The organism is Actinacidiphila sp. bgisy144 (genome assembly GCF_057708105.1).
In genome coordinates this window covers 222,560-248,343 of record NZ_JBYIRM010000006.1, presented here as the reverse complement: position 1 = coordinate 248,343, position 25,784 = coordinate 222,560, and the positions used below count along the sequence as shown (strand labels likewise).

Genomic DNA, 25,784 nt, shown 5'->3' with positions numbered 1-25,784 from the left:
CGCAACCGTGGCCACCACGAACGACCTCAAGAACGGCCTCGTGCTCAAGCTCGAGGGCGGCCAGCTCTGGACCGTAGTCGAGTTCCAGCACGTCAAGCCCGGCAAGGGCCCCGCCTTCGTGCGCACCAAGCTGAAGCACGTGCTCTCCGGCAAGGTCGTCGACAAGACCTTCAACGCCGGCCTCAAGGTCGAGACGGCCAACGTCGACAAGCGCGGTATGCAGTTCTCCTACAAGGACGGCGCCGACTTCGTCTTCATGGACACCGAGACGTACGACCAGATCATCGTGAGCCCCGAGGTGGTCGGCGACGCCGCGAACTACCTGCTCGAGGGCTTCGATGCGGTCGTGGCGATGTACGAGGGCTCCGCGCTCTACGTCGAGCTGCCCGCCTCGGTCGAGCTGGTCATCGACTACACCGAGCCCGGTGTGCAGGGCGACCGCTCCACCGGCGGCTCCAAGCCCGCCCGCCTGGAGACCGGCTACGAGATCGCGGTGCCGCTCTTCATCACCACCGGTGAGAAGGTCAAGGTCGACACCCGCACCGGCGACTACCTCGGCCGGGTGAACAGCTAACCGTGGCTGCCCGCAACAAGGCCCGCAAGCGCGCGTTCCAGATCCTCTTCGAGGCCGAGCAGCGGGGCGCGACTCCCACGGTCGTGATGGCGGACTGGATTCGGCTCGCCCGGACCGACGACCGGCAGCCGCCGGTCACCGCGTACACGATGCAGCTCGTCGAGGGCTACACCGCGCACGCCGAGCGGATCGACGAGCTGATCGCCGGGTACGCCGTCGGCTGGACGCTGGACCGGATGCCGACCGTGGACCGCAACGTGCTGCGGCTCGGCACCTACGAGCTGATCTGGGAGGACGACGTGCCCGACGCGGTCGTCCTCGACGAGGCGGTGCAGCTCGCGAAGGAGTTCTCCACGGACGAGTCGCCGTCGTTCGTCAACGGCCTGCTGGGCCGGCTGATGGAGCTGAAGCCCACCCTGAAGCGGTAACCGGACCCGCCGGGGCCGTGCCTTCCGCCGGCTCCGGGACCACCTGCCGGTGGTGGGCCGCCCGCACCGCTCCCCGACGCCCCTCGGGGTGCCGTCCGCCACGTGAGGACGGCGCCCCTGAGGGGCGTCGGCGTCTCCCGCGCCCGGAAAACCCGGTGCGGTGGGCGAGGCCGCTGCCCTACAGTCGGTCGCGCCAGGAGCCGTTGGAGACGCGAGAGGGGAGCAGGCCGTGCGCCACCGCACTGCTGCCACTGTTCCCCAGGCCGGCCACGAGGTGCTGCTTCTGTCCACCTCCGCCCGGTGCCCGCTGCGCGCCCGGCACCGGAAGTCCGCGACGACGGCCTGACGTCCGTACACCCGACGTCCGCACCACCCCCGGGACCACCCGGCCCGGCCGTGCCGTCCGCGCATCGCGCTGCCCTGTTCAGGACCCGTCCCGAAAGGCCCGACGGCCATGCGCAGCACCCCGCTTCTCCGTACCCCCGTTCCGCGTACGCCTCTTCCCCGCCCCGCCGGCCCCCTCGCCGCCGTACGCAACCTCGGCATCCTCGCCCATGTCGACGCCGGGAAGACCACCGTCACCGAGCGGTTCCTTTTCCTGACCGGCGCCACCCATAGGCGCGGAGAGGTGCACGACGGCACCACCGTCACCGACTTCGACCCGCAGGAACGCGACCGCGGCATCACCATCTTCGCCGCCGCGGCCAGTTGCGACTGGGCCGGCCACCGCATCAACCTGATCGACACCCCCGGGCACGTCGACTTCGCCGACGAGGTCGAACGCTCCCTGCGGGTGCTCGACGGCGCGATCGCGGTGTTCGACGCGGTCGCCGGAGTGGAGCCGCAGAGCGAGTCGGTGTGGCGGCAGGCCGACCGGCACGGCGTGCCGAGGATCGCGTTCGTCAACAAGCTCGACCGGGCCGGCGCCGACCTGGACACGGCCGTGGCGTCGATCCGGCAGCGGCTGCACCCGGTACCGCTGGCCGTACAGCTGCCGATCGGACGCGAGGACGGCTTCACCGGCGTGGTGGACCTGGTCGCGATGAACGCGCTGACCTGGGACGACGCCGGACGGATGGCCGTGGGCGCGGTACCGGACGGGCTGCTGGTGGAGGCCCGGCGGCGGCGCCGGCTGCTGGAGGAGGCCGTCGCGGAGCTGCACCCGGAAGCGCTGGAGGAGTTCTGCGCGCACACCGCGCTGCGGGACGGGACGCTCGCCGCGGCCCTGCGCGACCTCACCCGCGGGGGCGGGGCCGTGGTGGTGCTGTGCGGCTCGGCATACCGCAACCGCGGGGTCGAGCCGCTGCTCGACGCGGCCGTGGCCTACCTGCCCTCGCCGCTGGACGTACCGCCGGTGCGCGGCACGTCCGCCGGGCGGGGGAGCGCGGCCGGGCCGGAGGGCGCCGAGGAGCGCCCGGCCGACCCCGAAGCGCCGTTCGCGGGACTGGTGTTCAAGGTGAACTCGACCGCCACCGGGCGGCTGACGTTCCTCCGGGTCTACTCGGGCACGCTGCGGAAGGGGGACACGGTGCTGGACGCGGGCGCCGGACGCACCGAGCGGGTCGGGCGCATCCTGCGGGTGCGGGCCGACCGGCACACCGAGTCGGAGCAGGCGGTGGCCGGCGACATCGTGGCCGTCGTCGGCGTGAAGGCCGCGCGCGCCGGGGCGACGCTGTGCGCGCCGGCGGCCCCGCTGGTGCTCGAACCGTCCTCGGCGGCCGAGCCGGTGGTGTCCGTCGCGGTCGAGGCACGCCGCAGCGGCGACACCGGGCGGCTGGCGGTGGCGCTGGCCCGGCTGGTCGAGGAGGACCCGTCACTGGTGGTGCGGACCGACCCGGAGAGCGGGCAGACCGTGCTGTCGGGGAGGGGCGAACTCCACCTGGAGGTGGCGGTGGAGAAGATCCGCCGCGCCCAGGGGCTGGAGGTCGCGGTCGGCCGGCCGCAGGTCGCCTACCGGGAGACGGTCGTCCGCGGGGTGACCGGTGTGGTGTACCGGCACGTCAAACAGGACGGGGGCGCCGGGCAGTTCGCCCATGTCGTGCTCGACGTCGAGCCGCTGCGGCCCGCCGCCGGGCAGGGGGAAGGAGAGCAGGACGGTACGCAGGAGGGGTTCGTGTTCGTCTCGACGGTGGTCGGCGGGCGGGTGCCGCGGGAGTACGTGCGCGCGGTGGAAGACGGCTGCCGCGACGCGCTCGCCGAGGGCCCGGTCGGCGGGCACCCGGTCACGGGGGTGCGGGTCACGCTCACCGACGGGGCGACCCATCCCAAGGACTCCTCCGAGACGGCCTTCCGTGCCGCGGGCCGCTTCGCGCTGCGGGCGGCGCTGCGGGCCTCGGCGGCGGTGGTGCTGGAGCCGCTGGTCGAGGTCACGGTGACCGTGCCGGACGACGCGGTCGGCGGTGTGCTCGGCGACCTCGCGGCCCGGCGCGGCCGGGTCACCGGCTCCACCGCCCGCGCGGGCACCTCCGTGGTCACCGCCGCGGTGCCGCTGGCCGAGCTGTTCGGCTACGCGACGCGCCTGCGCAGCCGTACCCGGGGCCGCGGCACCTTCACCACCCGCCCGGCCGGGTACGCCCCGGCCCCGGCAGGCGCGGCGGGTGCCGGGAGCTGACGGTCAGTACACGGCGGCTCCGCCCGGCCGGGAAAGGCCCAGCCGCCCGGGCGGAGCCGCCGGAAACGCCCGCGCCCGGCGCGGCGGCCCGTGAGGGGCGCCGCGCCGGGCGCGGGGACGTTTCTGCAACGGCGATGCCGCTTGAGCGGTCAGCTCTCCTCGTGCTGCACCGCTCGGCGGGCGTCCGCGTCGAGGACGCCCCACGAGATCAGCTGCTCGGTCAGCACCGAGGGCGACTGGTCGTAGATGACCGCGAGGGTGCGCAGGTCGTCCTGGCGGATCGACAGCACCTTGCCGTTGTAGTCGCCACGCTGGCTCTGGATGGTGGCCGCGTAGCGCTGGAGGGGGCCGGCCTTCTCCGGCGGGACCTGGGACAGCCGCTCCAGGTCGAGCACCAGCTTCGGCGGCGGCTCGGCGGCACCGCCGGGCGTGGTCCCGGGCAGCAGCTCCTGCACCGGGACGCCGTAGAAGTCGGCGAGCTCGGCGAGGCGCTGCACGGTCACGGCGCGGTCGCCGCGCTCGTACGACCCCACGACCACGGCCTTCCAGCGGCCCTGGGACTTCTCCTCGACGCCGTGCAGGGACAGGCCCTGCTGCGTGCGGATGGCACGGAGTTTTGCTCCGAGCTGTTTGGCGTAATCGCTGGACATATGGCTCCCCGGACGGAAACTCGGTGACTCACTGTGAGGTTACGCAGCGTAATCCGGGCTCGTCAAGCGGAAAGCGTCCGACCGGGCCCTGACCTGGGCCGTCCCGGTCGCCTGCTACGGTGGGGGACGTACTTCCAGACGTCCTTTAAGGCCCGTCCCGTGAGGCGGGGAAGGAGGTCCCCGGCCCATGGTCGACGACCGCAGCACCACCACGAGCACGGCACCCGGCGGCAGCGCCAGAGCCGAAAGTGCCGGCACCGCCCGCCCCGTGCTCGAAGCCCCGGACATCGCCCGGGTACTCACCCGCATCGCCCACGAGATCGTCGAACGCGCCAAGGGCGCCGACGACGTGGTGCTCCTCGGCATCCCCACCCGCGGGGTCTTCCTCGCCCGCCGGCTCGCCGACAAGCTCGCCGAGATCACCGGCCGCGCCGCCGCAGTCGGCTCGCTCGACATCACGATGTACCGCGACGACCTGCGGCTGCACCCGCCGCGCGCGCTCGCCCGCACCGACATCCCCGGCGACGGCGTCGACGGCCGCCTGGTGGTCCTCGTCGACGACGTGCTCTTCTCCGGCCGCACCATCCGCGCCGCCCTCGACGCGCTCGGCGACATCGGCCGCCCGCGCGCGGTCCAGCTCGCGGTGCTGGTCGACCGCGGCCACCGCGAGCTGCCGATCCGCGCGGACTACGTCGGCAAGAACCTGCCCACCTCGCTGCGCGAGACGGTCAAGGTGCTGCTCGCGGAGGAGGACGGCCGCGACAGCGTGCTGCTCGGCCAGAAGGACCCGGGCCCGCGCGCGGGCCACACCGCGGACGGCTAGCGCCCTTCGCACGGCGGCCCGCGCCTGCGGCGCCGCCCGCCGCGCACCGCAGCGCACCGCCGCACCCGGCTGCGGCCCGCCCCGGCCGCGCCGCCGGACCGCACGCAGCGCCCCGTCCCGCGCGCCCGCCCCTGCCCGTACCGACCGAGCCCGCACGCCCGGCCGACCGCGCCCGGGTGCGAACCCCCACCGCACCCGCCCGCCCGGCCACCCAGCCCCCGGAGCCCCCTGCATGAAGCGCCACCTGATCTCGGCCGCGGACCTCACCCGCGACGACGCCATCCTCGTCCTGGACACCGCCGAGGAGATGGCCCGCGTCGCCGACCGGCCGATCAAGAAGCTGCCCACCCTGCGCGGCCGCACCGTCGTGAACCTCTTCTTCGAGGACTCGACCCGCACCCGCATCTCCTTCGAGGCCGCGGCGAAACGGCTGTCGGCCGACGTCATCAACTTCTCCGCCAAGGGCTCCTCGGTCTCCAAGGGCGAGTCGCTGAAGGACACCGCGCTCACCCTGGAGGCGATGGGCGCCGACGCGGTCGTCATCCGCCACCACTTCTCCGGCGCCCCGCACCGGCTGGCCACCTCCGGCTGGATCAACGCCTCCGTGGTCAACGCCGGCGACGGCACCCACGAGCACCCCACCCAGGCCCTGCTGGACGCGCTGACCATGCGCCGCCACCTCTCGGGCGTCGGCCGCGGCCTCGACGGCCGGCGGATCACCGTCGTCGGCGACGTGCTGCACAGCCGGGTCGCCCGCTCCAACGTGCAGCTGCTGACCACCCTGGGCGCCGAGGTCACCCTGGTCGCGCCGCCGACGCTGCTGCCGATCGGCGTCGAGACCTGGCCCTGCACGGTCTCCTACGACCTGGACGCGGTGCTCGCGACGTCCGACGCGGTGATGATGCTGCGGGTCCAGCGCGAGCGGATGAACGCCGCGTTCTTCCCCACCGAGCGCGAGTACGCCCGCCGCTACGGCCTGGACGGGCTGCGGATGGCGGCGCTGCCCGAGCACGCGATCGTCATGCACCCCGGCCCGATGAACCGCGGCATGGAGATCACCGCCGAGGTCGCCGACTCGCCCCGCTGCACCGCCGTCGAGCAGGTCGCCAACGGCGTCAGCACCCGGATGGCCGTGCTCTACCTGCTGCTCGGCGGCTCGGAGCCGGCGATCGCCCCGGCCCGTACCGAGCCCGCCCCACCTGCCGAGCCCGCCCGGCCCGCCGTCAGCAGCGCGGCCGGCACCGCCACCGAAGCCGCCCGTACCGAGGAGAGCAAGTGACGATGAGCAAGATCCTGATCCGCGGTGCACGGCTGCTCGGCGGCGAGACCCAGGACGTCCTGATCGACGGCGAGAAGGTCGAGGCGGTCGGCGCCGGCCTGTCCGGGGAGGGCGCCGACGTCGTCGATGTCGTCGACGGCACCGGCCGCATCCTGCTGCCCGGCCTGGTCGACCTCCACACCCACCTGCGCGAACCCGGCCGCGAGGACTCCGAGACGGTGCTGACCGGCACCCGCGCCGCGGCCGTCGGCGGCTACACGGCCGTACACGCCATGGCCAACACCTTCCCCGTCGCCGACACCGCGGGCGTCGTGGAGCAGGTCTGGCGGCTCGGCAAGGAGTCCGGGTACTGCGACGTGCAGCCGGTCGGCGCCGTCACCGTGGGCCTGGCCGGCAAGCAGCTCGCCGAGCTGGGCGCGATGGCCGACTCCGCCGCCGGGGTGCGGGTCTTCTCCGACGACGGCAAGTGCGTGGACGACGCGGTGATCATGCGCCGCGCGCTGGAGTACGTGAAGGCGTTCGACGGCGTCGTCGCCCAGCACGCCCAGGAGCCGCGGCTGACCGAGGGCGCCCAGATGAACGAGGGCACCGTCTCCGGCGAGCTCGGCCTGACCGGCTGGCCGGCGGTCGCCGAGGAGTCGATCATCGCCCGGGACGTGCTGCTCGCCGCGCACGTCGGCTCCCGCGTGCACATCTGCCACCTGTCCACGGCCGGCTCGGTCGAGATCGTCCGCTGGGCGAAGTCCAAGGGCTGGGACGTCACCGCCGAGGTCACCCCGCACCACCTGCTGCTCACCGACGAACTGGTGCGCAGCTACGACCCCGTCTACAAGGTCAACCCGCCGCTGCGCACCGAGGCCGACGTGCTGGCGCTGCGCGAGGCGCTCGCCGACGGCACCATCGACTGCGTCGCCACCGACCACGCCCCGCACCCGCACGAGGACAAGGACTGCGAGTGGTCCGCGGCCGCCATGGGCATGGTCGGCCTGGAGACCGCGCTGTCGGTGGTGCAGCACACCATGGTCGACACCGGGCTGCTGGACTGGGCCGGCGTCGCCGACCGCATGTCGGCCCGGCCCGCGGCCATCGGACGGCTCGAAGGACACGGCCGGCCGATCGCCCCCGGCGAGCCCGCCAACCTGGTGCTGCTCGATCCCGCATACCGTGGAACCGTCAACCCCGCGGACTTCGCCTCCCGCAGCCGCAACACCCCCTACGCGGGGCGCGAGCTGCCCGGCCGGGTCATCGCGACCTTCCTGCGGGGCCGTGCGACGGTCATGGACGGGAAGCTCACGTGACGACTCTGACAGCGCTGGCGGCCACCGCCGCCGAGGGCGGCAAGCACTCCGCGAAGGTCACCCACTGGACCGACCGGCTCGGCTGGATCGTCGGCCTGGCCCTGGTGATCGGCCTGGTCTACTGGCTGATGCGGCAGGGCTGGCAGTGGCGCCGCACCCTGCAAGGCGGCCTGCCCGAGCTGCCGCCCGCCCCCGCCGACGCCGCCGAACTGGGCGCACCGCTGCTGGTCGCCGACGGCCGCTACCACGGCTCGACCACCGCCGGGCAGTGGCTGGACCGGATCGTCGCGCACGGCCTGGGCGTCCGCAGCAGGGCCCGTCTCACCCTGACCGCGCGCGGCCTGCTGGTCGAGCGCACCGGCGCCCCCGGCTTCCTGGTGCCGGCCGCCGCCCTGCGCGGCGCCCGGCTGGACCAGGCCATCGCGGGGAAGGTGCTGCCCGAAGGCGGCCTGCTGGTCGTCACCTGGGAGCACGGCGGCACCCTGATCGACTCCGGCTTCCGCGCCGAGCACGCCGCGGACCACCCGGCCTGGGCCCAGGCGATCACCGAGCTGAGCGGCGACCGGGCCGTGACATTCACCACCGAAGCCGTGGCAACGACCACCGAAAAGGAAGGCGCACGATGACGACCTCCACCCGGGCGGCCACCGCGCCCGCCGTACTCGTACTGGAGGACGGCCGCATCTTCCGCGGCCGCGCCTACGGGGCCGTGGGGGAGACCTTCGGCGAGGCCGTGTTCTCCACCGGCATGACCGGCTACCAGGAGACCCTGACCGACCCGTCCTACCACCGCCAGGTCGTCGTCATGACCGCCCCGCACGTGGGCAACACCGGCGTCAACGACGAGGACCCCGAGTCCCGCCGGATCTGGGTCGCCGGCTACGTGGTGCGCGACCCCGCCCGCGTCCCGTCCAACTGGCGCTCCCGGCGCTCCCTGGACGACGAGCTGTCCGCGCAGGGCGTGGTCGGCATCAGCGGCATCGACACCCGCGCCCTCACCCGCCACCTGCGCGAGCGCGGCGCGATGCGGGTCGGCATCTTCTCCGGCCCCGCGCTCCAGGCCGGCCCGGCCGACGACGCGGCCCTGGTGGACCGGGTCCGCCAGGCCCCCCAGATGACCGGCGCGGACCTGTCCGCCGAGGTCGCCACCGCCGAGTCCTACGTCGTCCCCGCGATCGGCACCAAGCGCTTCACCGTCGCCGCCCTCGACCTGGGCATCAAGGGCATGACCCCGCACCGCCTGGCCGAGCGCGGCGTCGAGGTGCACGTGCTGCCGGCCACCGCCACCGTCGAGGAGGTCTACGCGACCAACCCCGACGGGGTGTTCCTGTCCAACGGCCCCGGCGACCCCGCCACCGCCGACCTCACCGTCATCAAGGCGGTCCTGGAGCGCGGCACCCCGCTGTTCGGCATCTGCTTCGGCAACCAGCTCCTCGGCCGCGCCCTGGGCTTCGGCACCTACAAGCTCAAGTACGGCCACCGCGGCATCAACCAGCCCGTGCAGGACCGCGCCACCGGCAAGGTCGAGGTCACCGCGCACAACCACGGCTTCGCCGTCGACGCCCCCCTCGACCAGGTCAGCGACACCCCGTACGGGCGCGCCGAGGTCAGCCACGTCTGCCTCAACGACAACGTCGTGGAGGGGCTGCGGCTGCTCGACAAGCCCGCCTTCAGCGTCCAGTACCACCCCGAGGCCGCCGCCGGCCCGCACGACGCCGCCTACCTGTTCGACCGCTTCACCGCTTTGATGAGCACCGTCTCGATGGAGGGCCAGCGTGCCTAAGCGCACCGATATCCAGTCCGTCCTGGTCATCGGCTCCGGCCCGATCGTCATCGGCCAGGCCGCCGAGTTCGACTACTCCGGCACCCAGGCGTGCCGGGTCCTGAAGGCCGAGGGCCTGCGGGTCGTCCTGGTCAACTCCAACCCCGCCACGATCATGACCGACCCGGAGATCGCCGACGCCACCTACGTCGAGCCGATCACCCCGGAGTACGTCGAGAAGATCATCGCCAAGGAGCGGCCCGACGCGCTGCTGCCCACCCTGGGCGGCCAGACCGCGCTGAACACCGCGATCGCCCTGCACGAGAGCGGCGTGCTCGCCGAACACGGCGTGGAGCTGATCGGCGCCAACGTCGAGGCCATCCACAAGGGCGAGGACCGCGACCTGTTCAAGGGCGTCGTGGAGGCGGTACGGCAGAAGATCGGGCACGGCGAGTCCGCCCGCTCGGTGATCTGCCACTCCATGGACGATGTGCTCGCCGGCGTGGACACCCTCGGCGGCTACCCCGTCGTGGTCCGGCCCTCCTTCACCATGGGCGGCGCCGGCTCCGGCTTCGCCCACGACGAGGCCGAGCTGCGCCGCATCGCCGGCCAGGGCCTGACGCTCTCGCCGACCACCGAGGTGCTCCTGGAGGAGTCCATCCTCGGCTGGAAGGAGTACGAGCTGGAGCTGATGCGCGACAAGCACGACAACGTCGTGGTGGTCTGCTCCATCGAGAACTTCGACCCGATGGGCGTGCACACCGGCGACTCGATCACCGTGGCGCCCGCGATGACCCTCACCGACCGCGAGTACCAGATCCTGCGCGACATCGGCATCGCGGTGATCCGCGAGGTCGGCGTCGACACCGGCGGCTGCAACATCCAGTTCGCGGTGAACCCCGAGGACGGCCGGGTCATCGTCATCGAGATGAACCCCCGCGTCTCCCGCTCCTCCGCGCTCGCCTCCAAGGCCACCGGCTTCCCGATCGCGAAGATCGCCGCGCGCCTCGCCGTCGGCTACACCCTCGACGAGATCCCCAACGACATCACCGAGCAGACCCCGGCGTCCTTCGAACCCACCCTGGACTACGTGGTGGTGAAGGTCCCGCGGTTCGCCTTCGAGAAGTTCCCGGCCGCCGACGCCAGCCTGACCACCACCATGAAGTCGGTGGGCGAGGCGATGGCGATCGGCCGCAACTTCACCGAGGCGCTCAACAAGGCTCTGCGCTCGCTGGAGCGCAAGGGCTCGCAGTTCGACTTCGCCACCCCGGTCGACCCGGCCGCCAAGGACGAGCTGCTGGCGGTCGCGGGCGTGCCCACCGACGGCCGGATCAACGCCGTGATGACCGCGATCCGGGCTGGCGCCACCCCCCAGGAGGTCTTCGACGCCACCAGGATCGACCCGTGGTTCGTCGACCAGCTCTTCCTGGTCAAGGAGATCGCCGACGAGCTGGCCGCCGCCGACCAGCTCGACCCGCAGGTGCTCGCCGAGGCCAAGCGGCACGGCTTCTCCGACGCGCAGATCGCCGCGATCCGCGACCTGCGCGAGGACGTCGTCCGCGAGGTCCGGCACACCCTGGGCCTGCGCCCGGTGTACAAGACCGTCGACACCTGCGCCGCCGAGTTCGCCGCCCGCACGCCGTACTTCTACTCCTCCTACGACGAGGAGACCGAGGTCGCGCCGCGCACCCGCCCGGCAGTGATCATCCTCGGCTCCGGGCCCAACCGGATCGGCCAGGGCATCGAGTTCGACTACTCCTGCGTGCACGCCTCCTTCGCGCTGCACGACGCCGGGTACGAGACCGTGATGGTCAACTGCAACCCCGAGACCGTCTCCACCGACTACGACACCTCCGACCGGCTCTACTTCGAGCCGCTCACCTTGGAGGACGTGCTGGAGATCGTGCACGCCGAGAGCGTCGCCGGCCCGATCGCGGGCGTCATCGTGCAGCTCGGCGGGCAGACCCCGCTCGGCCTGGCGCAGGCGCTGAAGGACAACGGCGTGCCCGTCGTCGGCACCTCGCCCGAGGCGATCCACCTCGCCGAGGACCGCGGCGCGTTCGGCCGGGTACTCGCCGAGGCGGGCCTGCCCGCGCCCAAGCACGGCACCGCCACCTCCTTCACCGGCGCCAAGGCCATCGCCGACGAGATCGGCTACCCGGTGCTGGTCCGCCCCTCGTACGTGCTCGGCGGCCGCGGCATGGAGATCGTCTACGACGAGACCCGGCTCGCCGCGTACATCGCCGAGTCCACCGAGATCAGCCCGACCCGCCCCGTGCTGGTCGACCGCTTCCTCGACGACGCCATCGAGATCGACGTCGACGCGCTCTACGACGGCCACGAGCTGTACCTCGGCGGCGTCATGGAGCACATCGAGGAGGCCGGCATCCACTCCGGCGACTCCGCGTGCGCGCTGCCGCCGATCACCCTGGGCAGCCATGACATCAAGCGGCTGCGGGCCTCCACCGAGGCGATCGCCGCGGGCGTCGGCGTGCGCGGGCTGATCAACATCCAGTTCGCGCTGGCCGGGGACATCCTCTACGTCCTGGAGGCCAACCCGCGCGCCTCGCGCACCGTGCCCTTCACCTCCAAGGCCACCGCGGTGCCGCTGGCCAAGGCCGCCGCCCGGATCTCGCTGGGCGCGACCGTGGCCGAACTGCGCGCCGAGGGACTGCTGCCGGCCGCCGGCGACGGCGGCACCCTGCCGCTGGACGCGCCGATCTCCGTCAAGGAGGCGGTGCTGCCCTGGAGCCGCTTCCGCGACGCCGCCGGCCGCGGCGTGGACACCATCCTCGGCCCGGAGATGCGCTCCACCGGCGAGGTCATGGGCATCGACGCGGTCTTCGGCACCGCCTACGCCAAGTCGCAGGCCGGCGCCTACGGCGCGCTGCCCACCAAGGGCCGCGCGTTCGTCTCCGTCGCCAACCGCGACAAGCGGGCGCTGATCTTCCCGGCGCGGGCGCTGATCGAGCACGGCTTCGAACTGCTGGCCACCTCCGGCACCGCGGAGGTGCTGCGCCGCAACGGCATCGAGGCGCGCGTGGTGCGCAAGCAGAGCGAGGGCACCGGACCGGACGGGGAGCCCACCGTGGTCACCCTCATCCACGAGGGCGAGATCGACCTCATCGTCAACACCCCCTTCGGCACCGGCGGCCGCCTGGACGGCTACGACATCCGCACCGCCGCGGTCTCCCGCGGCGTGCCGTGCCTGACCACCGTGCAGGCGCTGGCGGCGGCCGTCCAGGGCATCGACGCGCTCACCCGCGGCGACATCGGGGTGCGGTCCCTCCAGGACCACGCCGCGGCCCTGGAGCAGGCCCGGGCCCGGTAGCCGGCGCCGCGGCCCCGGTAGGCGGGCGCCCCTGTGCGCCTTCGGGGCGCCCCGCACCGGGGCGCCCCCTGACGAACGAAAGCGAGCCATGTACGCCCTGTTCTTCAAGCTGGTCTTCCGCGGGATGGACCCGGAGAAGGCGCACCACCTGGCCTTCCGGTGGATTCGGCTGGCGGCGCGGGTACCGGTGGTGCGCACGTTCGTCGCGGCCGCGCTGGCCCCCCGGTACGCGAGCCTGCGCACCGAGGCGCTGGGCCTGCGCATGCACGGCCCGTTCGGGCTGGCCGCCGGGTTCGACAAGAACGCCGTCGCCATCGACGGGATGGCGATGCTCGGCTTCGACCACGTGGAGGTCGGCACCGTCACCGGCCAGGCGCAGCCGGGCAACCCGAAGAAGCGGATGTTCCGGCTGGTCGCGGACCGCGCGCTGATCAACCGGATGGGCTTCAACAACGAGGGCTCGGCCGCGGTGGCCGCGCGCCTGGCCACCCGCAGGCAGGTCTTCCGGACCACCGTGGGCGTCAACATCGGCAAGACCAAGGCCGTCGCCGAGCAGGACGCGATCGCCGACTACGTCACCTCGACCGAGCGCCTCGCCGAGCACGCGGACTACCTCGTGGTGAACGTGTCCTCGCCCAACACCCCGGGCCTGCGCGACCTCCAGGCGACCGAGGCGCTGCGCCCGCTGCTGGCGGCGGTACGGGCGGCCGCGGACCGCACGGTGACCACCCGCCGGGTGCCGCTGCTGGTGAAGATCGCCCCCGACCTCGCGGACGAGGACGTGGACGCGGTCGCGGACCTGGCCGTCGAACTGGGCCTGGACGGCATCATCGCCACCAACACCACGATCGGCCGGGAGGGCCTGCGCTCGCCCGCGGCGCTGACCGCGGAGGCCGGCGGGCTGTCCGGCGCGCCGCTCAAGGACCGTTCGCTCCAGGTGCTGAGCCGGCTGTACCGGCGGGTCGGCGACCAGGTCACGCTGGTCGGCGTCGGCGGCGTGGAGGACGCCGAGGACGCCTGGCAGCGCATCCTGGCCGGCGCGACCCTGGTGCAGGGGTACACCGCCTTCATCTACCGCGGCCCGTTCTGGATGCGCGGCATGCACAAGGGGCTGGCCGCCCGGCTGGCCGCCAGCCCGTACGCCACCCTCGCCGACGCGGTCGGCGCCCACTCCCGGAAGGTGACCGCATGACCGGCAGCAGCACCCCGCCGCCCGCCCCCAAGACGTCCGTCGCACCGCCCGAGCCGTTCGGCGCGCGGCTGCGCCGGGCGATGGACACCCGCGGGCCGCTGTGCGTCGGCATCGACCCGCACGCGGGCCTGCTCAGCCGCTGGGGGCTGCCCTTCGACCCGTCCGGCCTGGAGCGCTTCGCGCTGACCGTGGTGGAGGCGCTGGGCGAGCACACCGCGGTGTTCAAGCCGCAGTCCGCGTTCTTCGAGCGGTTCGGCTCGCGCGGTGTCGCGGTCTTGGAGAAGACGGTGGCCCGAGCCCGGGAGGCGGGCGCGCTGGTGCTGATGGACGCCAAGCGCGGGGACATCGGCTCCACCATGGACGCGTACGCGGCGACCTATCTCGCCCCGGGCGCCCCGCTGTTCAGCGACGCGCTGACGGTCAGCCCGTTCCTCGGGTTCGGGTCGCTGCGCCCGGCGCTGGACGCGGCGCGGGCGGCGGGCACGGGGGTGTTCGTCCTGGCGCTGACCTCCAACCCGGAGGGCGGCCAGGTGCAGCGGGCGACCGCGGCCGACGGGCGGTCGGTGGCGCAGGTGATGCTGGACGCCGTCGCGGCGGAGAACGAGGGCGCGGCGCCGCTGGGTTCGGTGGGCGCGGTGGTCGGGGCGACGCTGGCCGAGGCGGGCGCGGACCTCGCGGTCAACGGCCCGCTGCTGGCCCCCGGTGTCGGCGCCCAGGGCGCGACGCCGGCGGACCTGCCGGCGCTCTTCGGCGCGGTGCTGCCGAACGTGCTGCCGAGCGTGAGCCGGGACGTGCTGCGGCACGGACCGGACCCGGCGGCTTTGTTGAAATCGGTACGGGAGTATGTGGCGGAGGTACGGGCGGCCGTGGACGGTGCGGCCGCACCGGGCGGTATCGCGGGACGGTCGGCCGGCCGCTGAATCGGACCCTGATTCCGCTGCTCGATCCGCCGCTCGATCGGCCGCTGAATCGGCCGGTGAATGGGCTGGGAAACGGCCGAAAAAAGGGCCGGTTTCAACAACTGGGCTCATTGACGCCGAATCCCGTTCCGGTATGTCCCGTATATCCCCTCGGATCAAGGCTGACCTGGACTTTTCATCTGTTCTCGCTGACTTGGGCCGCTGGGACCGCTAGTCTCCGACAGGAGCGCGCCGCCCAGGTGCGCTGCAGGTCGACCGGTGCCTCCGGTCGGCTCCTACTCCTTATCCGATTGATCTACATCCGAGGTGACGTAGGCGTGGCTCTTCCGCCCCTTACCCCTGAACAGCGCGCTGCCGCGCTCGAAAAGGCCGCCGCGGCTCGCCGGGAGCGCGCCGAGGTCAAGAACCGGCTCAAGCACTCCGGCGCCAGCCTGCACGAGGTCATCAAGCAGGGCCAGGAGAACGATGTCATCGGCAAGATGAAGGTCTCCGCCCTCCTTGAGTCCCTGCCGGGCGTCGGCAAGGTCCGCGCCAAGCAGATCATGGAGCGGCTCGGCATCTCCGAGAGCCGCCGGGTGCGTGGCCTGGGTTCCAACCAGATCGCTTCCCTGGAACGTGAGTTCGGCGGCACCCCCGCCTGAGTCGCGTCTCCGGACGCCGCCGCAGCCCGCCCGCAGGTGGGGCGGCGCCGTCCTCGCGGAGACGAGGCGGTGACACCGGTTCCCGCCGCTCTCGGGAACCGGGGATAATCGCCTCATGAGTTCTCCAGCCTCACCGGGGCCGGCCACGCCCCCCGCCTCGCAGGGGGCTTCCCCGGCCGCTCCGGTCAGACACCCGCGACTGACCGTGCTCTCCGGCCCTTCCGGGGTCGGCAAGAGCACGGTCGTCGCCCATCTGCGCGCGTCCCACCCCGAGGTATGGCTCTCGGTGTCCGCCACCACCCGCAGACCCCGCCCCGGCGAACGCGACGGGGTGCAGTACCACTTCGTCGACGACGACGAGTTCGACAAGCTCGTCGCCAACGGCGAACTGCTGGAGTGGGCGGAGTTCGCGGGCAACCGCTACGGCACCCCGCGCCGCGCCGTACTCGACCGGCTCGCCTCCGGCGCGCCCGTGCTGCTGGAGATCGACCTGCAGGGCGCCCGGCTGGTGCGGACCTCGATGCCCGAGGCGCGGTTGGTCTTCCTCGCCCCGCCGAGCTGGGAGGAGCTGGTCCGCCGGCTCACCGGGCGCGGCACCGAGTCGCCCGAGGTGATCGAGCGGCGGCTCGCGGCGGCGAGGATCGAACTGGCCGCGGAGTCCGAGTTCGACGAGACGCTTGTCAACACCTCCGTCGAGGATGTAGCACGCGAGCTGCTAGCCTTGATGAACATCGGGTGACCTCGCGCTTCCGCGCGGCCGCCCGGCAGCGAGCCCCCGGTCCCGGGGTCCCGTCCCAGAAGTCCTTCCACAAGTAGGGGTAGGTAGAGCGTGTCCTCTTCCATCACCACGCCCGAGGGCATCATCAACCCGCCGATCGACGAGCTGCTCGAAGCCACCGACTCCAAGTACAGCCTGGTGATCTACGCGGCCAAGCGCGCCCGCCAGATCAACGCGTACTACTCCCAGCTCGGTGAGGGCCTGCTGGAGTACGTCGGCCCGCTGGTGGACACCCACGTCCACGAGAAGCCGCTCTCCATCGCGCTGCGCGAGATCAACGCCGGCCTGCTGACCTCCGAGGCCGTCGAGGCACCGCCCACCCAGTGAGGCGGTAGGCACCTCAGCACGGGCCCGGCGGCGCGACCGCCGGGCCCGTGGTGTGTCATGGGGTGGTGTCATCGGGTGACCACGGCGGCGTGACGGCGCGGCGGGAGCGGAGCGGGTATGGGCAGGCCACAGGTCGTACTGGGCGTCAGCGGCGGCATCGCCGCCTACAAGGCGTGCGAGGTGCTGCGCCGCTTCACCGAGTCCGGGCACGACGTCCAGGTGGTGCCCACCGACGCCGCCCTGCACTTCGTCGGAGAGGCCACCTGGGCCGCACTGTCCGGCCGGCCGGTCTCCACCCGGGTCTGGGACGGCGTCGAGAACGTGCCGCACGTGCGGATCGGACAGCACGCCGACCTCGTGCTCGTCGCGCCCGCCACCGCCGACCTGCTCGCCAAGGCCGCGCACGGCCTCGCCGACGACCTGCTGACCAACACCCTGCTCACCGCCCGCTGCCCGGTGGTCTTCGCCCCCGCCATGCACACCGAGATGTGGGAGCACCCCGCCACCCGGGAGAACGCCGCCACGCTGCGCCGCCGCGGCGCCGTGGTCATCGAGCCCGCCGTCGGGCGGCTGACCGGTGTGGACACCGGCAAGGGGCGGCTGCCCGACCCGGACGAGATCTTCCAGGTCGGCCGGCGCGTCCTCGCCCGCGGCACCGCCGCCCCCGACCTCGCCGGGCGGCACGTCGTGGTCAGCGCCGGCGGCACCCGCGAACCGCTGGACCCCGTGCGCTACCTCGGCAACCGCTCCTCCGGGAAGCAGGGATACGCCCTGGCGCGCACCGCCGTCGCCCGCGGCGCCCGGGTCACCCTGGTCGCCGCCAACACCGACACCCTCGCCGACCCGGCGGGCGCCGACGTGGTGGCCGTGGGCACCGCCGAGGAGCTGCGCGCGGCGGTGCTGGCGGCCGCGTCCGACGCCGACGCGGTGGTGATGGCCGCGGCCGTCGCCGACTTCCGCCCCGCCGCGTACGCCACCAGCAAGATCAAGAAGAGCGACGACGGTGCCGGGCCCGCACCGGTCGAGCTGGTCCGCAACCCCGACGTCCTCGCCGAGCTGTCGGCGCACCGCGCCCGGCCCGGGCAGATCGTCGCCGGGTTCGCCGCCGAGACCGACGACGTGCTGGCCAACGGCCGGGCCAAGCTCGCCCGCAAGGGCTGCGACCTGCTGGTCGTCAACGAGGTCGGCGGCGGCAAGGCCTTCGGCACCGACGACAACGAAGCGGTGGTGCTCGGCGCCGACGGCAGCGCCACGCCGGTGCCGCACGGCCCGAAGGAGGCGCTGGCCGACCAGGTCTGGGACCTGGTCGCCGCCCGCCTCTGACGGCGCCGCCACAGGCGGCGCCACCCGCCTGGACCAGGCCCCGGCCCGGCCCCGTCACCCCTACGGCCTCGGACGCCCCCTGAGGGCCGCTTCGAAAGCCGCCGCCGGGGACCGGCGGGCGTACGGGGCCGGTGGTGGGGGAGTGGCGTGTGGGCCGCCGGTTACGTACCGTCGGCGGCCGGCGGCCTGCCACGCCCGGGCGGCCTGTGAACAACCGGTGAAATCAGGCCAGCCGCCGACCGGCCCGCCGGGCCCGCCGGCCGCCCGGCCCGCGCCCGGCCCGCGCCCGCCGCCACCTGCCGTCTTTCCCGGTCACCGGGAGGGGTGCGATCGGCTGACGGACGGGCGGCGAGTGGCCGAGTAGTGGACATCGGGGTGCAGGGTGTGGCATATCCAAAGAGCGAGATGCCTGGCCCGTCCCGGGGGCGCTCACGCTAAGCTAGCCGCGGAGCGCCGGGCGCAGCCCTGTGCACTCCACCAGCTAGAGCCAGCAGCCGCTGCAACCCCAGGGAGCGATGTGTCGCGCCGTCTGTTCACCTCGGAGTCCGTGACCGAAGGTCACCCCGACAAGATCGCTGACCAGATCAGCGACACCATTCTCGACGCCCTGCTGACCGCGGACCCGACCTCCCGGGTGGCCGTCGAGACGCTGATCACCACCGGCCAGGTGCACGTCGCGGGCGAGGTCACCACGACCGCCTACGCCGACATCGCCTCGCTGGTGCGCGGGAAGATCCTGGAGATCGGTTACGACTCCTCGAAGAAGGGCTTCGACGGCGCCTCGTGCGGCGTCTCCGTGTCGATCGGCGCCCAGTCGCCGGACATCGCCCAGGGCGTCGACACCGCGTACGAGAAGCGCGTCGAGGGCGGCGCCGCCGACGAGGACGAGCTGAACAAGCAGGGCGCCGGCGACCAGGGCCTGATGTTCGGGTACGCCTCCGACGAGACGCCCGAGCTGATGCCGCTGCCGATCACGCTCGCGCACCGGCTGTCCAAGCGCCTCACCGAGGTCCGCAAGAACGGCACCATCCCCTACCTGCGGCCCGACGGCAAGACCCAGGTCACCATCGAGTACGACGGCGACAAGGCGGTCCGGCTGGACACCGTCGTGGTCTCCTCGCAGCACGCTTCCGACATCGACCTGGAGTCGCTGCTCACCCCCGACATCCGCGAGTTCGTCGTGGAGGTCGAGCTGAAGGCCCTGCTCGACGAGGGCATCAAGCTCGACACCGACGGCTACCGGCTGCTGGTCAACCCGACCGGGCGGTTCGAGATCGGCGGCCCGATGGGCGACGCCGGCCTGACCGGCCGCAAGATCATCATCGACACCTACGGAGGCATGGCCCGGCACGGCGGCGGCGCCTTCTCCGGCAAGGACCCGTCCAAGGTGGACCGCTCCGCGGCGTACGCGATGCGCTGGGTCGCCAAGAACGTGGTGGCCGCGCGGCTCGCCGCCCGCTGCGAGGTCCAGGTCGCCTACGCGATCGGCAAGGCCGAGCCGGTCGGCCTGTTCGTCGAGACCTTCGGCACCGCCAACGTGGAGGTCGAGAAGATCGAGCAGGCCATCGGCGAGGTGTTCGACCTGCGCCCGGCCGCGATCATCCGCGACCTGGACCTGCTGCGGCCGATTTACGCCCAGACCGCCGCCTACGGCCACTTCGGCCGCGAGCTGGACGACTTCACCTGGGAGAAGACCGACCGGGTCGACGCGCTCCGCGCCGCGGTCGGCCTGTAAGCGGCCCGCCGCCCCGCCACGCGCAGTTCCCCCCCAGGCGAAGCCTCTGGGGGGAGGACTGCGCGTTCGGCTTTCCACCGGCCGGTGGCGACGCCCGCCACGTTCCCGGTCCGGGCCGCGGTGTCGTAGGGGTCTGGTAAGAATCACAAGGTGAGCGGTGACGAGGGACCGAAGCGGGAGGGAGCGGCCGAACCGCCGGAGGCGGGCGGCGGGGAGCAGCTCGCGCTGATCCGCGAGACGGTCCGCAAGGCCAGGCAGCCGCGCGCGAAGCCGCGCACCTGGCGCGGGGCCGCGCTTGCCGAGGGCCTGCCGGTCGCTCGGGTCCTCGTCGACAAGGGCCTGGTCCACCTCGACCAGTTCTTCGACTACGCGGTGCCCGCCGCCATGGACGCCGACGCCCAGCCGGGCGTGCGGGTCCGGGTCCGGTTCGGCGCCCGCGTGGTCAAGGGCCGCCGCGAGGGCGGCACCCTCCACGACGGCTTCGTGGTCGAGCGCCGCGCCGACAGCGACTACGCCGGCCCGCTCGCGCCCCTCGCCCAGGTGCTGTCCACCGAACCGGTGCTCACCGAGCCGCTGCTGCGGCTGTGCCGCCAGGTCGCCGATCGGTACGCTGGCGCGCTCGCCGACGTGGTGCAGCTCGCGGTGCCGCCCCGGATGGCCCGCGCCGAACGCGACCCCTCGCCCGACCCGCTCTCCGACCCGCCGCTGCCGCCGCCCGCGACCTGGTCCCGGTACGCCACCGGCCCCGCCTACCTCCAGGCGCTCGCCCGCGGTGACACCCCCCGCGCGGTGTGGCTCGCGCTGCCCGGACCGCACTGGCCGCAGGAACTGGCCACCGCGCTCGCCACCGCGCGCGCCGCCGGCCGCGGCGCGCTCGCGGTGCTGCCCGACGGGCGCAGCGCCGCCCGCGTGGACGCCGCCCTGACCGGACTGCTCGGCGCCGGACACCACGTCCTGCTCACCGCCGACGCGGGGCCGCAGGAGCGCTACCGGCGCTGGCTCGCGGTCAGCCGCGGCAGCGTCAAGGTCGTCGTCGGCACCCGTGCGGCGATGTTCGCGCCCGTCGCCGACCTCGGGCTGGTCGCCCTGTGGGACGACGGCGACTCCAGCCACGCCGAGCCGCACGCCCCGCAGCCGCACGCCCGCGACGTGCTGCTGCTGCGCGCCCGCGAGGAGCGCACCGCCTTCCTGCTCGGCGGCGTCACCACCACCGTCGAGGGCGCCCAGCTCGTCGACAGCGGGTGGGCGCTGCCGCTGGCCGCGTCCCGCGACCAGGTACGGGCCGCGGCGCCGCTGGTGCGTACGGTCGGCGACCTGGACCAGGCGCGCGACGAGGCGGCCCGCGCGGCCCGGCTGCCGTCGCTGGCCTGGCAGGTCACCCGGGACGCGCTGGCCCGCGGGCCGGTGCTGGTGCAGGTGCCGCGGCGCGGATACGTACCCCGGCTCGGCTGCGACACCTGCCGGGCGCCGGCCCGGTGCGCGGCCTGCGCCGGGCCGCTGGAGGTGCGCGAGGAGGGCGGCACCCCGGCGTGCGGGTGGTGCGCGCGGCCGGCGGCGGACTGGCACTGCCAGGAGTGCGGGGGGTTCCGGCTGCGGGCGCGGGTGGTGGGGGCGCGGCGCACCGCGGAGGAGCTGGGGCGGGCCTTCCCCCGGGTGCCGGTGCGGACGTCGGGGCGCGACACCGTGCTGGCGACGGTCGGGGCCGCCCCCGCGCTGGTGATCGCCACGCCCGGGGCCGAGCCGGTCGCGGAGGAGGGCTACGCGGCCGCGCTGCTGCTGGACGGCTGGGCGCTGCTGGGCCGCCCGGACCTGCGCGCGGCCGAGGAGGCGTTGCGGCGGTGGGCGCTGGCCGCGTCCCTGGTCCGCCCGGCGGGGGCGGGCGGCACCGTGGTGGTGCTGGCCGAGCCGACGCTGCGGCCGGTCCAGGCGCTCGTCCGGTGGGACCCGGCCGGGCACGCCCTGCGGGAGCTGGCCGAGCGGGCCGAGCTGCGCTTCCCGCCGGTGGCCCGGATGGCCGCGGTGACCGGGCCGCCGTCCGCGGTGGCCGAGTTCGTCGACCTCGCCCGGCTCCCCGCGGACACGGACCTGCTCGGGCCGGTCCCCGTACGGCGCCCCGCGGGCTCCGACCCCTGGGAGCGCATCCTCTTCCGGGTGCCGCCGGGCTCCGGTGCGGCGCTGGCGGCGGCCCTCAAGCAGGCCCGGGTCACCCGCGCCACCCGCACCGGCCCCGCCACGCCCCTCCAGATCCGCATGGACCCGCCCGACATCGGCTGAGCCCTGACCGGGCGGCGGGCTACGGCGACGGCTACGGGTTGCGGGGGCTCGGGAAGGCCGGTGCGGGCGGGGGCACCTGCGCGGCGCGCTCCACCTCCATGGAGCGGGCCGCGGGCACGGTCGGCGCGGCGGCCTCCGCGGGAGCCCGGCGGGAACCGTAGCGGCGGTGCACCGCCTGTTTCGTGACCCCCAGCGCGGAGCCCACCGCGTCCCAGGAGAACCCGAGCGAGCGGTCGAACTCCACCGCCGCCGTCACCAGCGTCTCCACGCTGTCCCGCAACTCCTGGGCCAGCCGCACCGTGGGCGCCGGGGCCCGCCCGTACACCACGAACCCCGCGGAGGGCCCGCCGCGCCGCGGCCGGTAGACGTTTCCGAGCTGGGCGGTCAGCGTGCGCAACGCGTCGACCTGCCGACGGACCCGTTCGATGTCCCGCACCAGCAGGTGCAGGCTGGCCCGTGCCTGGGCATCGGGCGTTGCGTGGTCGGGCATCAACAAGCCTCTCCAACCGACGACGACAAGGATCGGGCCGCACGCTCCAGCCGCGGGCGGGGCCGATTTCGGTCACACTCTCTTGACCAACGCGCCACCGCCCCATCGAGTCACGCCCGACCGGCGCGGCCACCCCCTCGGGGGCGCGCGCCGTCCGCGCGCACTCCCCGTCCGCGTGCACCGTCCGCCCCCCGCCCGCCCTAGACTTGACCTCCGCCCGCAGACCCGCCCGCGCCCGCAGACCCGAGACCCGCCCGCGGGCCGTCCGACCGTTCAGGAGCCCCCGCCCGTGTCCGTCAAGCCCATCCGCCTGTTCGGCGACCCGGTGCTGCGCATGACGGCGCAGCCGGTCACCACCTTCGACCTCGAACTGCGCACCCTCGTCAAGGACCTGACCGACACCATGCTCCAGGCCCCCGGCGCGGGCCTGGCCGCCCCCCAACTGGGCGTGTCCCTGCGGGTGTTCACCTACAACGTGGACGGCGAGCTGGGCCACCTGATCAACCCGGAGCTGACCCTCAGCGACGAGCGGCAGGACGGCCCCGAGGGCTGCCTGTCGCTGCCGGGCCTGACCTTCGACTGCGAGCGCGCGTACGGCGTCGTGGCCCGGGGCTTCAACATGTACGGCGACCCGGTCACCCTCGAAGGCACCCAGCGGATGGCCCGCTGCATCCAGCACGAGACCGACCACCTCGACGGCATCATCTTCGTCGACCGGCTCGACGCCGAGGCGCGCAAGGCCGCGATGAAGGCGATCCGCGAGGCCGACTGGGGCGCGCAGGGCGCGCCGCAGGTGAAGGTCTCGCCGCACGACACGTTCGGCCGCGCCCTGTGACCGCCTGCCACCGAGAGGTACCCCCCGCACGATGAAGCTCGTCTTCGCCGGCACCCCCGAGGTCGCCGTGCCCGCACTCGACGCCCTGATCGCCTCCGACCGGCACGAGGTCGTCGCCGTCGTCACCCGGCCCGACGCCGTCGCCGGGCGCGGCCGCAAGCTGGTCGCCAGCCCGGTCGCGCAGCGCGCCGAGGAGGCCGGGATCGAGGTGCTCAAGCCGGCCCGGCCGCGCGACGAGGACTTCCTCGCCCGGCTGCGGGAGATCGGCCCGGACTGCTGCCCCGTCGTCGCCTACGGCGCGCTGCTGCCCAAGGCGGCCCTCGACGTGCCCGCGCGCGGCTGGGTCAACCTGCACTTCTCGCTGCTGCCCGCCTGGCGCGGCGCCACGCCGGTGCAGCACGCCGTGATGGCCGGGGACGAGGTGACCGGCGCGTCCACCTTCCTCATCGAACAGGGCCTGGATTCCGGGCCGGTGTACGGCGTCGTCACCGAGGAGATCCGGCCGAAGGACACCAGCGGCGACCTGCTCGGGCGGCTCGCGCACAGCGGCGCGCGGCTGCTGGTCGCCACGATGGACGGCATCGAGCAGGGCGATCTCGTCGGGCGCCCCCAGCCCGCCGACGGAGTGACCGTCGCGCCCAAGATCACGGTGGAGGACGCGGCCGTCGACTGGAGTGCGCCCGCGCTGCGCGTCGACCGGCTGATCCGCGGCTGCACGCCCGCGCCCGGGGCGTGGACGCTGCTCGGCGGCGAACGGGTCAAGCTCGGGCCCGTCGTGCCCGCCCCCGACGCCGAAGGGCTCGCGCCCGACGCCCAAGGGCTCGCGCCCGGCGAGATCGGGGTGACCAAGAAGGCCGTGTACGTCGGTACCGGAAGCCACCCGGTCCGCCTCGGCGACGTCCAGGCGGTCGGCAAGCGCGCCATGGCCGCCGCCGACTGGGCCCGGGGCACCCGGATCGAACCCGGCACCCGGTTCGGCGGGTGACGCGGGGCCACCCGGCGCCCCCGACCGACCGCGGCTCCTCCCGCCGTACCCTTGGCGGCGAGCCGTACGTTCGTATGAGGAAAACCGGAGCACCTTTGAAGAGCACGCAGGGCAAGCCGTACCGCCGTCCGCAGAAGGACCCGGTGCGGGTGTTGGCGTTCGAGGCGCTGCGGGCGGTGGGGGAGCGGGACGCCTACGCGAACCTGGTGCTGCCGGGCCTGCTGCGCGCCGCGGAGCAGGAAGCGGCGAAGAAGGGCCGCACCTTCGACCGCCGGGACGCGGCCCTGGCGACGGAGCTGGTGTACGGCACGCTGCGCCACCAGGGCACGTACGACGCGGTGATCGCGGCCTGCGTGGACCGGCCGCTGCGGGAGGTGGACCCGCCGGTCCTGGACGTCCTGGCGCTGGGCGCCCACCAGTTGCTGGCCACCCGCATCCCCGCGCACGCCGCGGTCTCGGCGACCGTGGAGCTGGCCCGGGTGGTGCTCGGCGACGGCCGGGCCCGGTTCGTGAACGCGGTGCTGCGCCGGGTCGCCGCGCAGGATCTGGACGCGTGGCTGGCGCAGGTCGCCCCGCCCTACGACGAGGACCCCGAGGACCACCTCGCCGTGGTGTACTCCCACCCGCGCTGGGTGGTCTCCGCGCTGTGGGACGCGCTCGGCGGCGGCCGGGCCGGCATCGAGGAGCTGCTCGCGGCCGACAACGAGCGGCCCGAGGTCACCTTGGTGGCCCGGCCCGGCCGCAGTACGCCCGAGCAGATCGCGCGGTCGCTGCCGCCGGAGGCCACCGCGCCGGGCCGCTGGTCGCCGTACGCGGTGCGGCTCGCCGAGGGCGGCGACCCGGCCGCGGTGCCGGCGGTGCACGACGGCGACGCCGGTGTGCAGGACGAGGGCAGCCAGCTGGTCGCCGCGGCACTCGCCGCGGCCCCGCTCGAGGGCCCCGACACGCGCTGGCTGGACGGCTGCGCGGGCCCCGGCGGGAAGGCGGCGCTGCTCGCGGCGCTGGCCGCCGGGCGCGGCGCGCACCTGGTCGCCGCCGAGAAGCAGCCGCACCGGGCCCGGCTGGTGGGCCGCGCCCTGCACGGCAACCCGGGCCCCTACCAGGTGGTGGTCGCCGACGGGACCCGCCCGGTGTGGCGGCCCGGCTCCTTCGACCGGGTGCTGGTCGACGTGCCCTGCACCGGACTCGGCGCGCTGCGGCGCCGCCCGGAGGCGCGCTGGCGGCGCCGCGCGGAGGACGTCGGCGGCTTCGGCCCGCTGCAACGTGCCCTGCTCACCGAGGCGTTGACAGCGGTTCGGCCCGGCGGGGTGGTCGGCTACGCGACCTGCTCCCCGCACCTGGCCGAGACCCGCGCGGTCGTCGACGACGTGCTGCGCTCACCGCACGCGCCCGCCGCCGAGCAGATCGACGCCCGCCCGCTGCTGCCGGGCGTGCCCGCGCTCGGCGACGGCCCCGACGTCCAGCTGTGGCCGCACCTGCACGGCACGGACGCGATGTACCTCGCGCTGCTGCGCCGCCGCTGACGGCG

Annotated in this window: 22 protein-coding genes; 20 read left to right on the top strand and 2 right to left on the bottom strand. The window is 74.2% G+C overall.

Annotation, left to right across the window (positions count from 1 at the left end):
* The first annotated feature begins 7 nt into the window (after positions 1-7).
* From efp to fusA, 3 genes are all read left to right on the top strand, one after another.
* Entirely contained in the window at positions 8-574 is a 567-nt protein-coding gene (efp, locus tag AC3EVP_RS09815) for an elongation factor P (protein WP_335975862.1), read from the top strand.
* 2 nt (positions 575-576) lie between these two features.
* A complete protein-coding gene (nusB, locus tag AC3EVP_RS09810; protein ID WP_335975867.1) occupies positions 577-1,002 on the top strand; it encodes a transcription antitermination factor NusB in 426 nt (141 codons plus the stop codon).
* Between the two features lie 454 nt (positions 1,003-1,456).
* Positions 1,457-3,613, top strand: a complete 2,157-nt coding sequence (gene fusA, locus AC3EVP_RS09805) for an elongation factor G (protein ID WP_435128143.1) — start codon at positions 1,457-1,459, stop codon at positions 3,611-3,613.
* A gap of 149 nt (positions 3,614-3,762) precedes the next feature.
* On the opposite strand, the gene bldD is transcribed toward fusA, so the two are convergent.
* Complete coding sequence (gene bldD / locus AC3EVP_RS09800; protein ID WP_335975875.1) at positions 3,763-4,263, bottom strand: transcriptional regulator BldD; 501 nt, start codon at positions 4,261-4,263, stop codon at positions 3,763-3,765.
* 187 nt (positions 4,264-4,450) lie between these two features.
* Here bldD and pyrR point away from each other — a divergent pair, with 187 nt between their 5' ends.
* The 14 genes from pyrR (at position 4,451) to AC3EVP_RS09730 (ending at position 21,946) form a co-directional block, all read left to right on the top strand.
* Positions 4,451-5,086: a bifunctional pyr operon transcriptional regulator/uracil phosphoribosyltransferase PyrR gene (pyrR, locus tag AC3EVP_RS09795; RefSeq protein WP_335975878.1), complete on the top strand. Its 636-nt coding sequence runs from the start codon at positions 4,451-4,453 to the stop codon at positions 5,084-5,086.
* 232 nt (positions 5,087-5,318) lie between these two features.
* A complete protein-coding gene (locus AC3EVP_RS09790; RefSeq protein ID WP_335975882.1) occupies positions 5,319-6,365 on the top strand; it encodes an aspartate carbamoyltransferase catalytic subunit in 1,047 nt (348 codons plus the stop codon).
* 2 nt (positions 6,366-6,367) lie between these two features.
* Positions 6,368-7,663: a dihydroorotase gene (locus tag AC3EVP_RS09785; RefSeq protein ID WP_335975885.1), complete on the top strand. Its 1,296-nt coding sequence runs from the start codon at positions 6,368-6,370 to the stop codon at positions 7,661-7,663.
* The gene (locus AC3EVP_RS09780) at positions 7,660-8,289 is read left to right on the top strand and encodes a PH-like domain-containing protein (RefSeq protein ID WP_435128140.1); all 630 of its coding nucleotides are present in this window, start codon (positions 7,660-7,662) and stop codon (positions 8,287-8,289) included. The genes AC3EVP_RS09785 and AC3EVP_RS09780 overlap by 4 nt, the downstream gene beginning before the upstream one ends.
* On the top strand, positions 8,286-9,446 hold the full coding sequence (gene carA, locus AC3EVP_RS09775; RefSeq protein ID WP_435128138.1) for a glutamine-hydrolyzing carbamoyl-phosphate synthase small subunit: 1,161 nt from the start codon (positions 8,286-8,288) through the stop codon (positions 9,444-9,446). The genes AC3EVP_RS09780 and carA overlap by 4 nt, the downstream gene beginning before the upstream one ends.
* Positions 9,439-12,756, top strand: a complete 3,318-nt coding sequence (carB, locus tag AC3EVP_RS09770) for a carbamoyl-phosphate synthase large subunit (protein ID WP_335975897.1) — start codon at positions 9,439-9,441, stop codon at positions 12,754-12,756. The genes carA and carB overlap by 8 nt, the downstream gene beginning before the upstream one ends.
* Before the next feature lie 88 nt (positions 12,757-12,844).
* A complete protein-coding gene (locus AC3EVP_RS09765; protein WP_335975903.1) occupies positions 12,845-13,948 on the top strand; it encodes a quinone-dependent dihydroorotate dehydrogenase in 1,104 nt (367 codons plus the stop codon).
* Positions 13,945-14,868, top strand: coding sequence for an orotidine-5'-phosphate decarboxylase (pyrF, locus tag AC3EVP_RS09760; protein WP_435128135.1), 924 nt, complete (start codon positions 13,945-13,947; stop codon positions 14,866-14,868). The genes AC3EVP_RS09765 and pyrF overlap by 4 nt, the downstream gene beginning before the upstream one ends.
* A 317-nt stretch (positions 14,869-15,185) precedes the next feature.
* Positions 15,186-15,509, top strand: coding sequence for an integration host factor (locus AC3EVP_RS09755; RefSeq protein ID WP_073502779.1), 324 nt, complete (start codon positions 15,186-15,188; stop codon positions 15,507-15,509).
* Positions 15,510-15,624: 115 nt separating this feature from the next.
* Positions 15,625-16,248, top strand: a complete 624-nt coding sequence (gene gmk / locus AC3EVP_RS09750) for a guanylate kinase (protein ID WP_335975914.1) — start codon at positions 15,625-15,627, stop codon at positions 16,246-16,248.
* A 90-nt stretch (positions 16,249-16,338) separates the two neighbouring features.
* Positions 16,339-16,614 carry a DNA-directed RNA polymerase subunit omega gene (gene rpoZ / locus AC3EVP_RS09745; protein ID WP_103887663.1) on the top strand — a complete coding sequence of 92 codons (276 nt, stop codon included), beginning with the start codon at positions 16,339-16,341 and terminating at the stop codon, positions 16,612-16,614.
* 117 nt (positions 16,615-16,731) lie between these two features.
* The gene (coaBC, locus tag AC3EVP_RS09740) at positions 16,732-17,937 is read left to right on the top strand and encodes a bifunctional phosphopantothenoylcysteine decarboxylase/phosphopantothenate--cysteine ligase CoaBC (protein WP_435128132.1); all 1,206 of its coding nucleotides are present in this window, start codon (positions 16,732-16,734) and stop codon (positions 17,935-17,937) included.
* A 517-nt stretch (positions 17,938-18,454) separates the two neighbouring features.
* Complete coding sequence (gene metK / locus AC3EVP_RS09735) at positions 18,455-19,672, top strand: methionine adenosyltransferase (protein WP_335975927.1); 1,218 nt, start codon at positions 18,455-18,457, stop codon at positions 19,670-19,672.
* Positions 19,673-19,822: 150 nt separating this feature from the next.
* Positions 19,823-21,946: a primosomal protein N' gene (locus AC3EVP_RS09730; protein WP_435128129.1), complete on the top strand. Its 2,124-nt coding sequence runs from the start codon at positions 19,823-19,825 to the stop codon at positions 21,944-21,946.
* Between the two features lie 31 nt (positions 21,947-21,977).
* Here AC3EVP_RS09730 and AC3EVP_RS09725 read toward each other — a convergent pair whose 3' ends face one another.
* The gene (locus AC3EVP_RS09725; RefSeq protein WP_335975934.1) at positions 21,978-22,436 is read right to left on the bottom strand and encodes a hypothetical protein; all 459 of its coding nucleotides are present in this window, start codon (positions 22,434-22,436) and stop codon (positions 21,978-21,980) included.
* 289 nt (positions 22,437-22,725) lie between these two features.
* Between AC3EVP_RS09725 and def the strand changes: the two genes are divergently transcribed.
* From def to AC3EVP_RS09710, 3 genes are all read left to right on the top strand, one after another.
* On the top strand, positions 22,726-23,271 hold the full coding sequence (gene def / locus AC3EVP_RS09720) for a peptide deformylase (protein ID WP_335975939.1): 546 nt from the start codon (positions 22,726-22,728) through the stop codon (positions 23,269-23,271).
* Positions 23,272-23,302: 31 nt separating this feature from the next.
* On the top strand, positions 23,303-24,256 hold the full coding sequence (gene fmt, locus AC3EVP_RS09715) for a methionyl-tRNA formyltransferase (RefSeq protein ID WP_435128127.1): 954 nt from the start codon (positions 23,303-23,305) through the stop codon (positions 24,254-24,256).
* Positions 24,257-24,330: 74 nt separating this feature from the next.
* Entirely contained in the window at positions 24,331-25,779 is a 1,449-nt protein-coding gene (locus AC3EVP_RS09710) for an RsmB/NOP family class I SAM-dependent RNA methyltransferase (protein WP_435128125.1), read from the top strand.
* The last annotated feature ends 5 nt before the right edge of the window (positions 25,780-25,784 follow it).

Excerpts from the sequence above, each read along its gene's own strand:
- fmt (WP_435128127.1), top strand. The coding sequence starts at position 23,303 with ATGAAGCTCGTCTTCGCCGGCACCCCCGAGGTCGCCGTGCCCGCACTC.
- pyrF (WP_435128135.1), top strand. The coding sequence starts at position 13,945 with ATGACCGGCAGCAGCACCCCGCCGCCCGCCCCCAAGACGTCCGTCGCA.
- AC3EVP_RS09790 (WP_335975882.1), top strand. The coding sequence starts at position 5,319 with ATGAAGCGCCACCTGATCTCGGCCGCGGACCTCACCCGCGACGACGCC.
- AC3EVP_RS09765 (WP_335975903.1), top strand. The coding sequence starts at position 12,845 with ATGTACGCCCTGTTCTTCAAGCTGGTCTTCCGCGGGATGGACCCGGAG.
- AC3EVP_RS09725 (WP_335975934.1), bottom strand. The coding sequence starts at position 22,436 with ATGCCCGACCACGCAACGCCCGATGCCCAGGCACGGGCCAGCCTGCAC.
- AC3EVP_RS09710 (WP_435128125.1), top strand. The coding sequence starts at position 24,331 with ATGAGGAAAACCGGAGCACCTTTGAAGAGCACGCAGGGCAAGCCGTAC.
- AC3EVP_RS09785 (WP_335975885.1), top strand. The coding sequence starts at position 6,368 with ATGAGCAAGATCCTGATCCGCGGTGCACGGCTGCTCGGCGGCGAGACC.
- coaBC (WP_435128132.1), top strand. The coding sequence starts at position 16,732 with ATGGGCAGGCCACAGGTCGTACTGGGCGTCAGCGGCGGCATCGCCGCC.
- gmk (WP_335975914.1), top strand. The coding sequence starts at position 15,625 with ATGAGTTCTCCAGCCTCACCGGGGCCGGCCACGCCCCCCGCCTCGCAG.
- carA (WP_435128138.1), top strand. The coding sequence starts at position 8,286 with ATGACGACCTCCACCCGGGCGGCCACCGCGCCCGCCGTACTCGTACTG.
- pyrR (WP_335975878.1), top strand. The coding sequence starts at position 4,451 with ATGGTCGACGACCGCAGCACCACCACGAGCACGGCACCCGGCGGCAGC.
- fusA (WP_435128143.1), top strand. The coding sequence starts at position 1,457 with ATGCGCAGCACCCCGCTTCTCCGTACCCCCGTTCCGCGTACGCCTCTT.
- bldD (WP_335975875.1), bottom strand. The coding sequence starts at position 4,263 with ATGTCCAGCGATTACGCCAAACAGCTCGGAGCAAAACTCCGTGCCATC.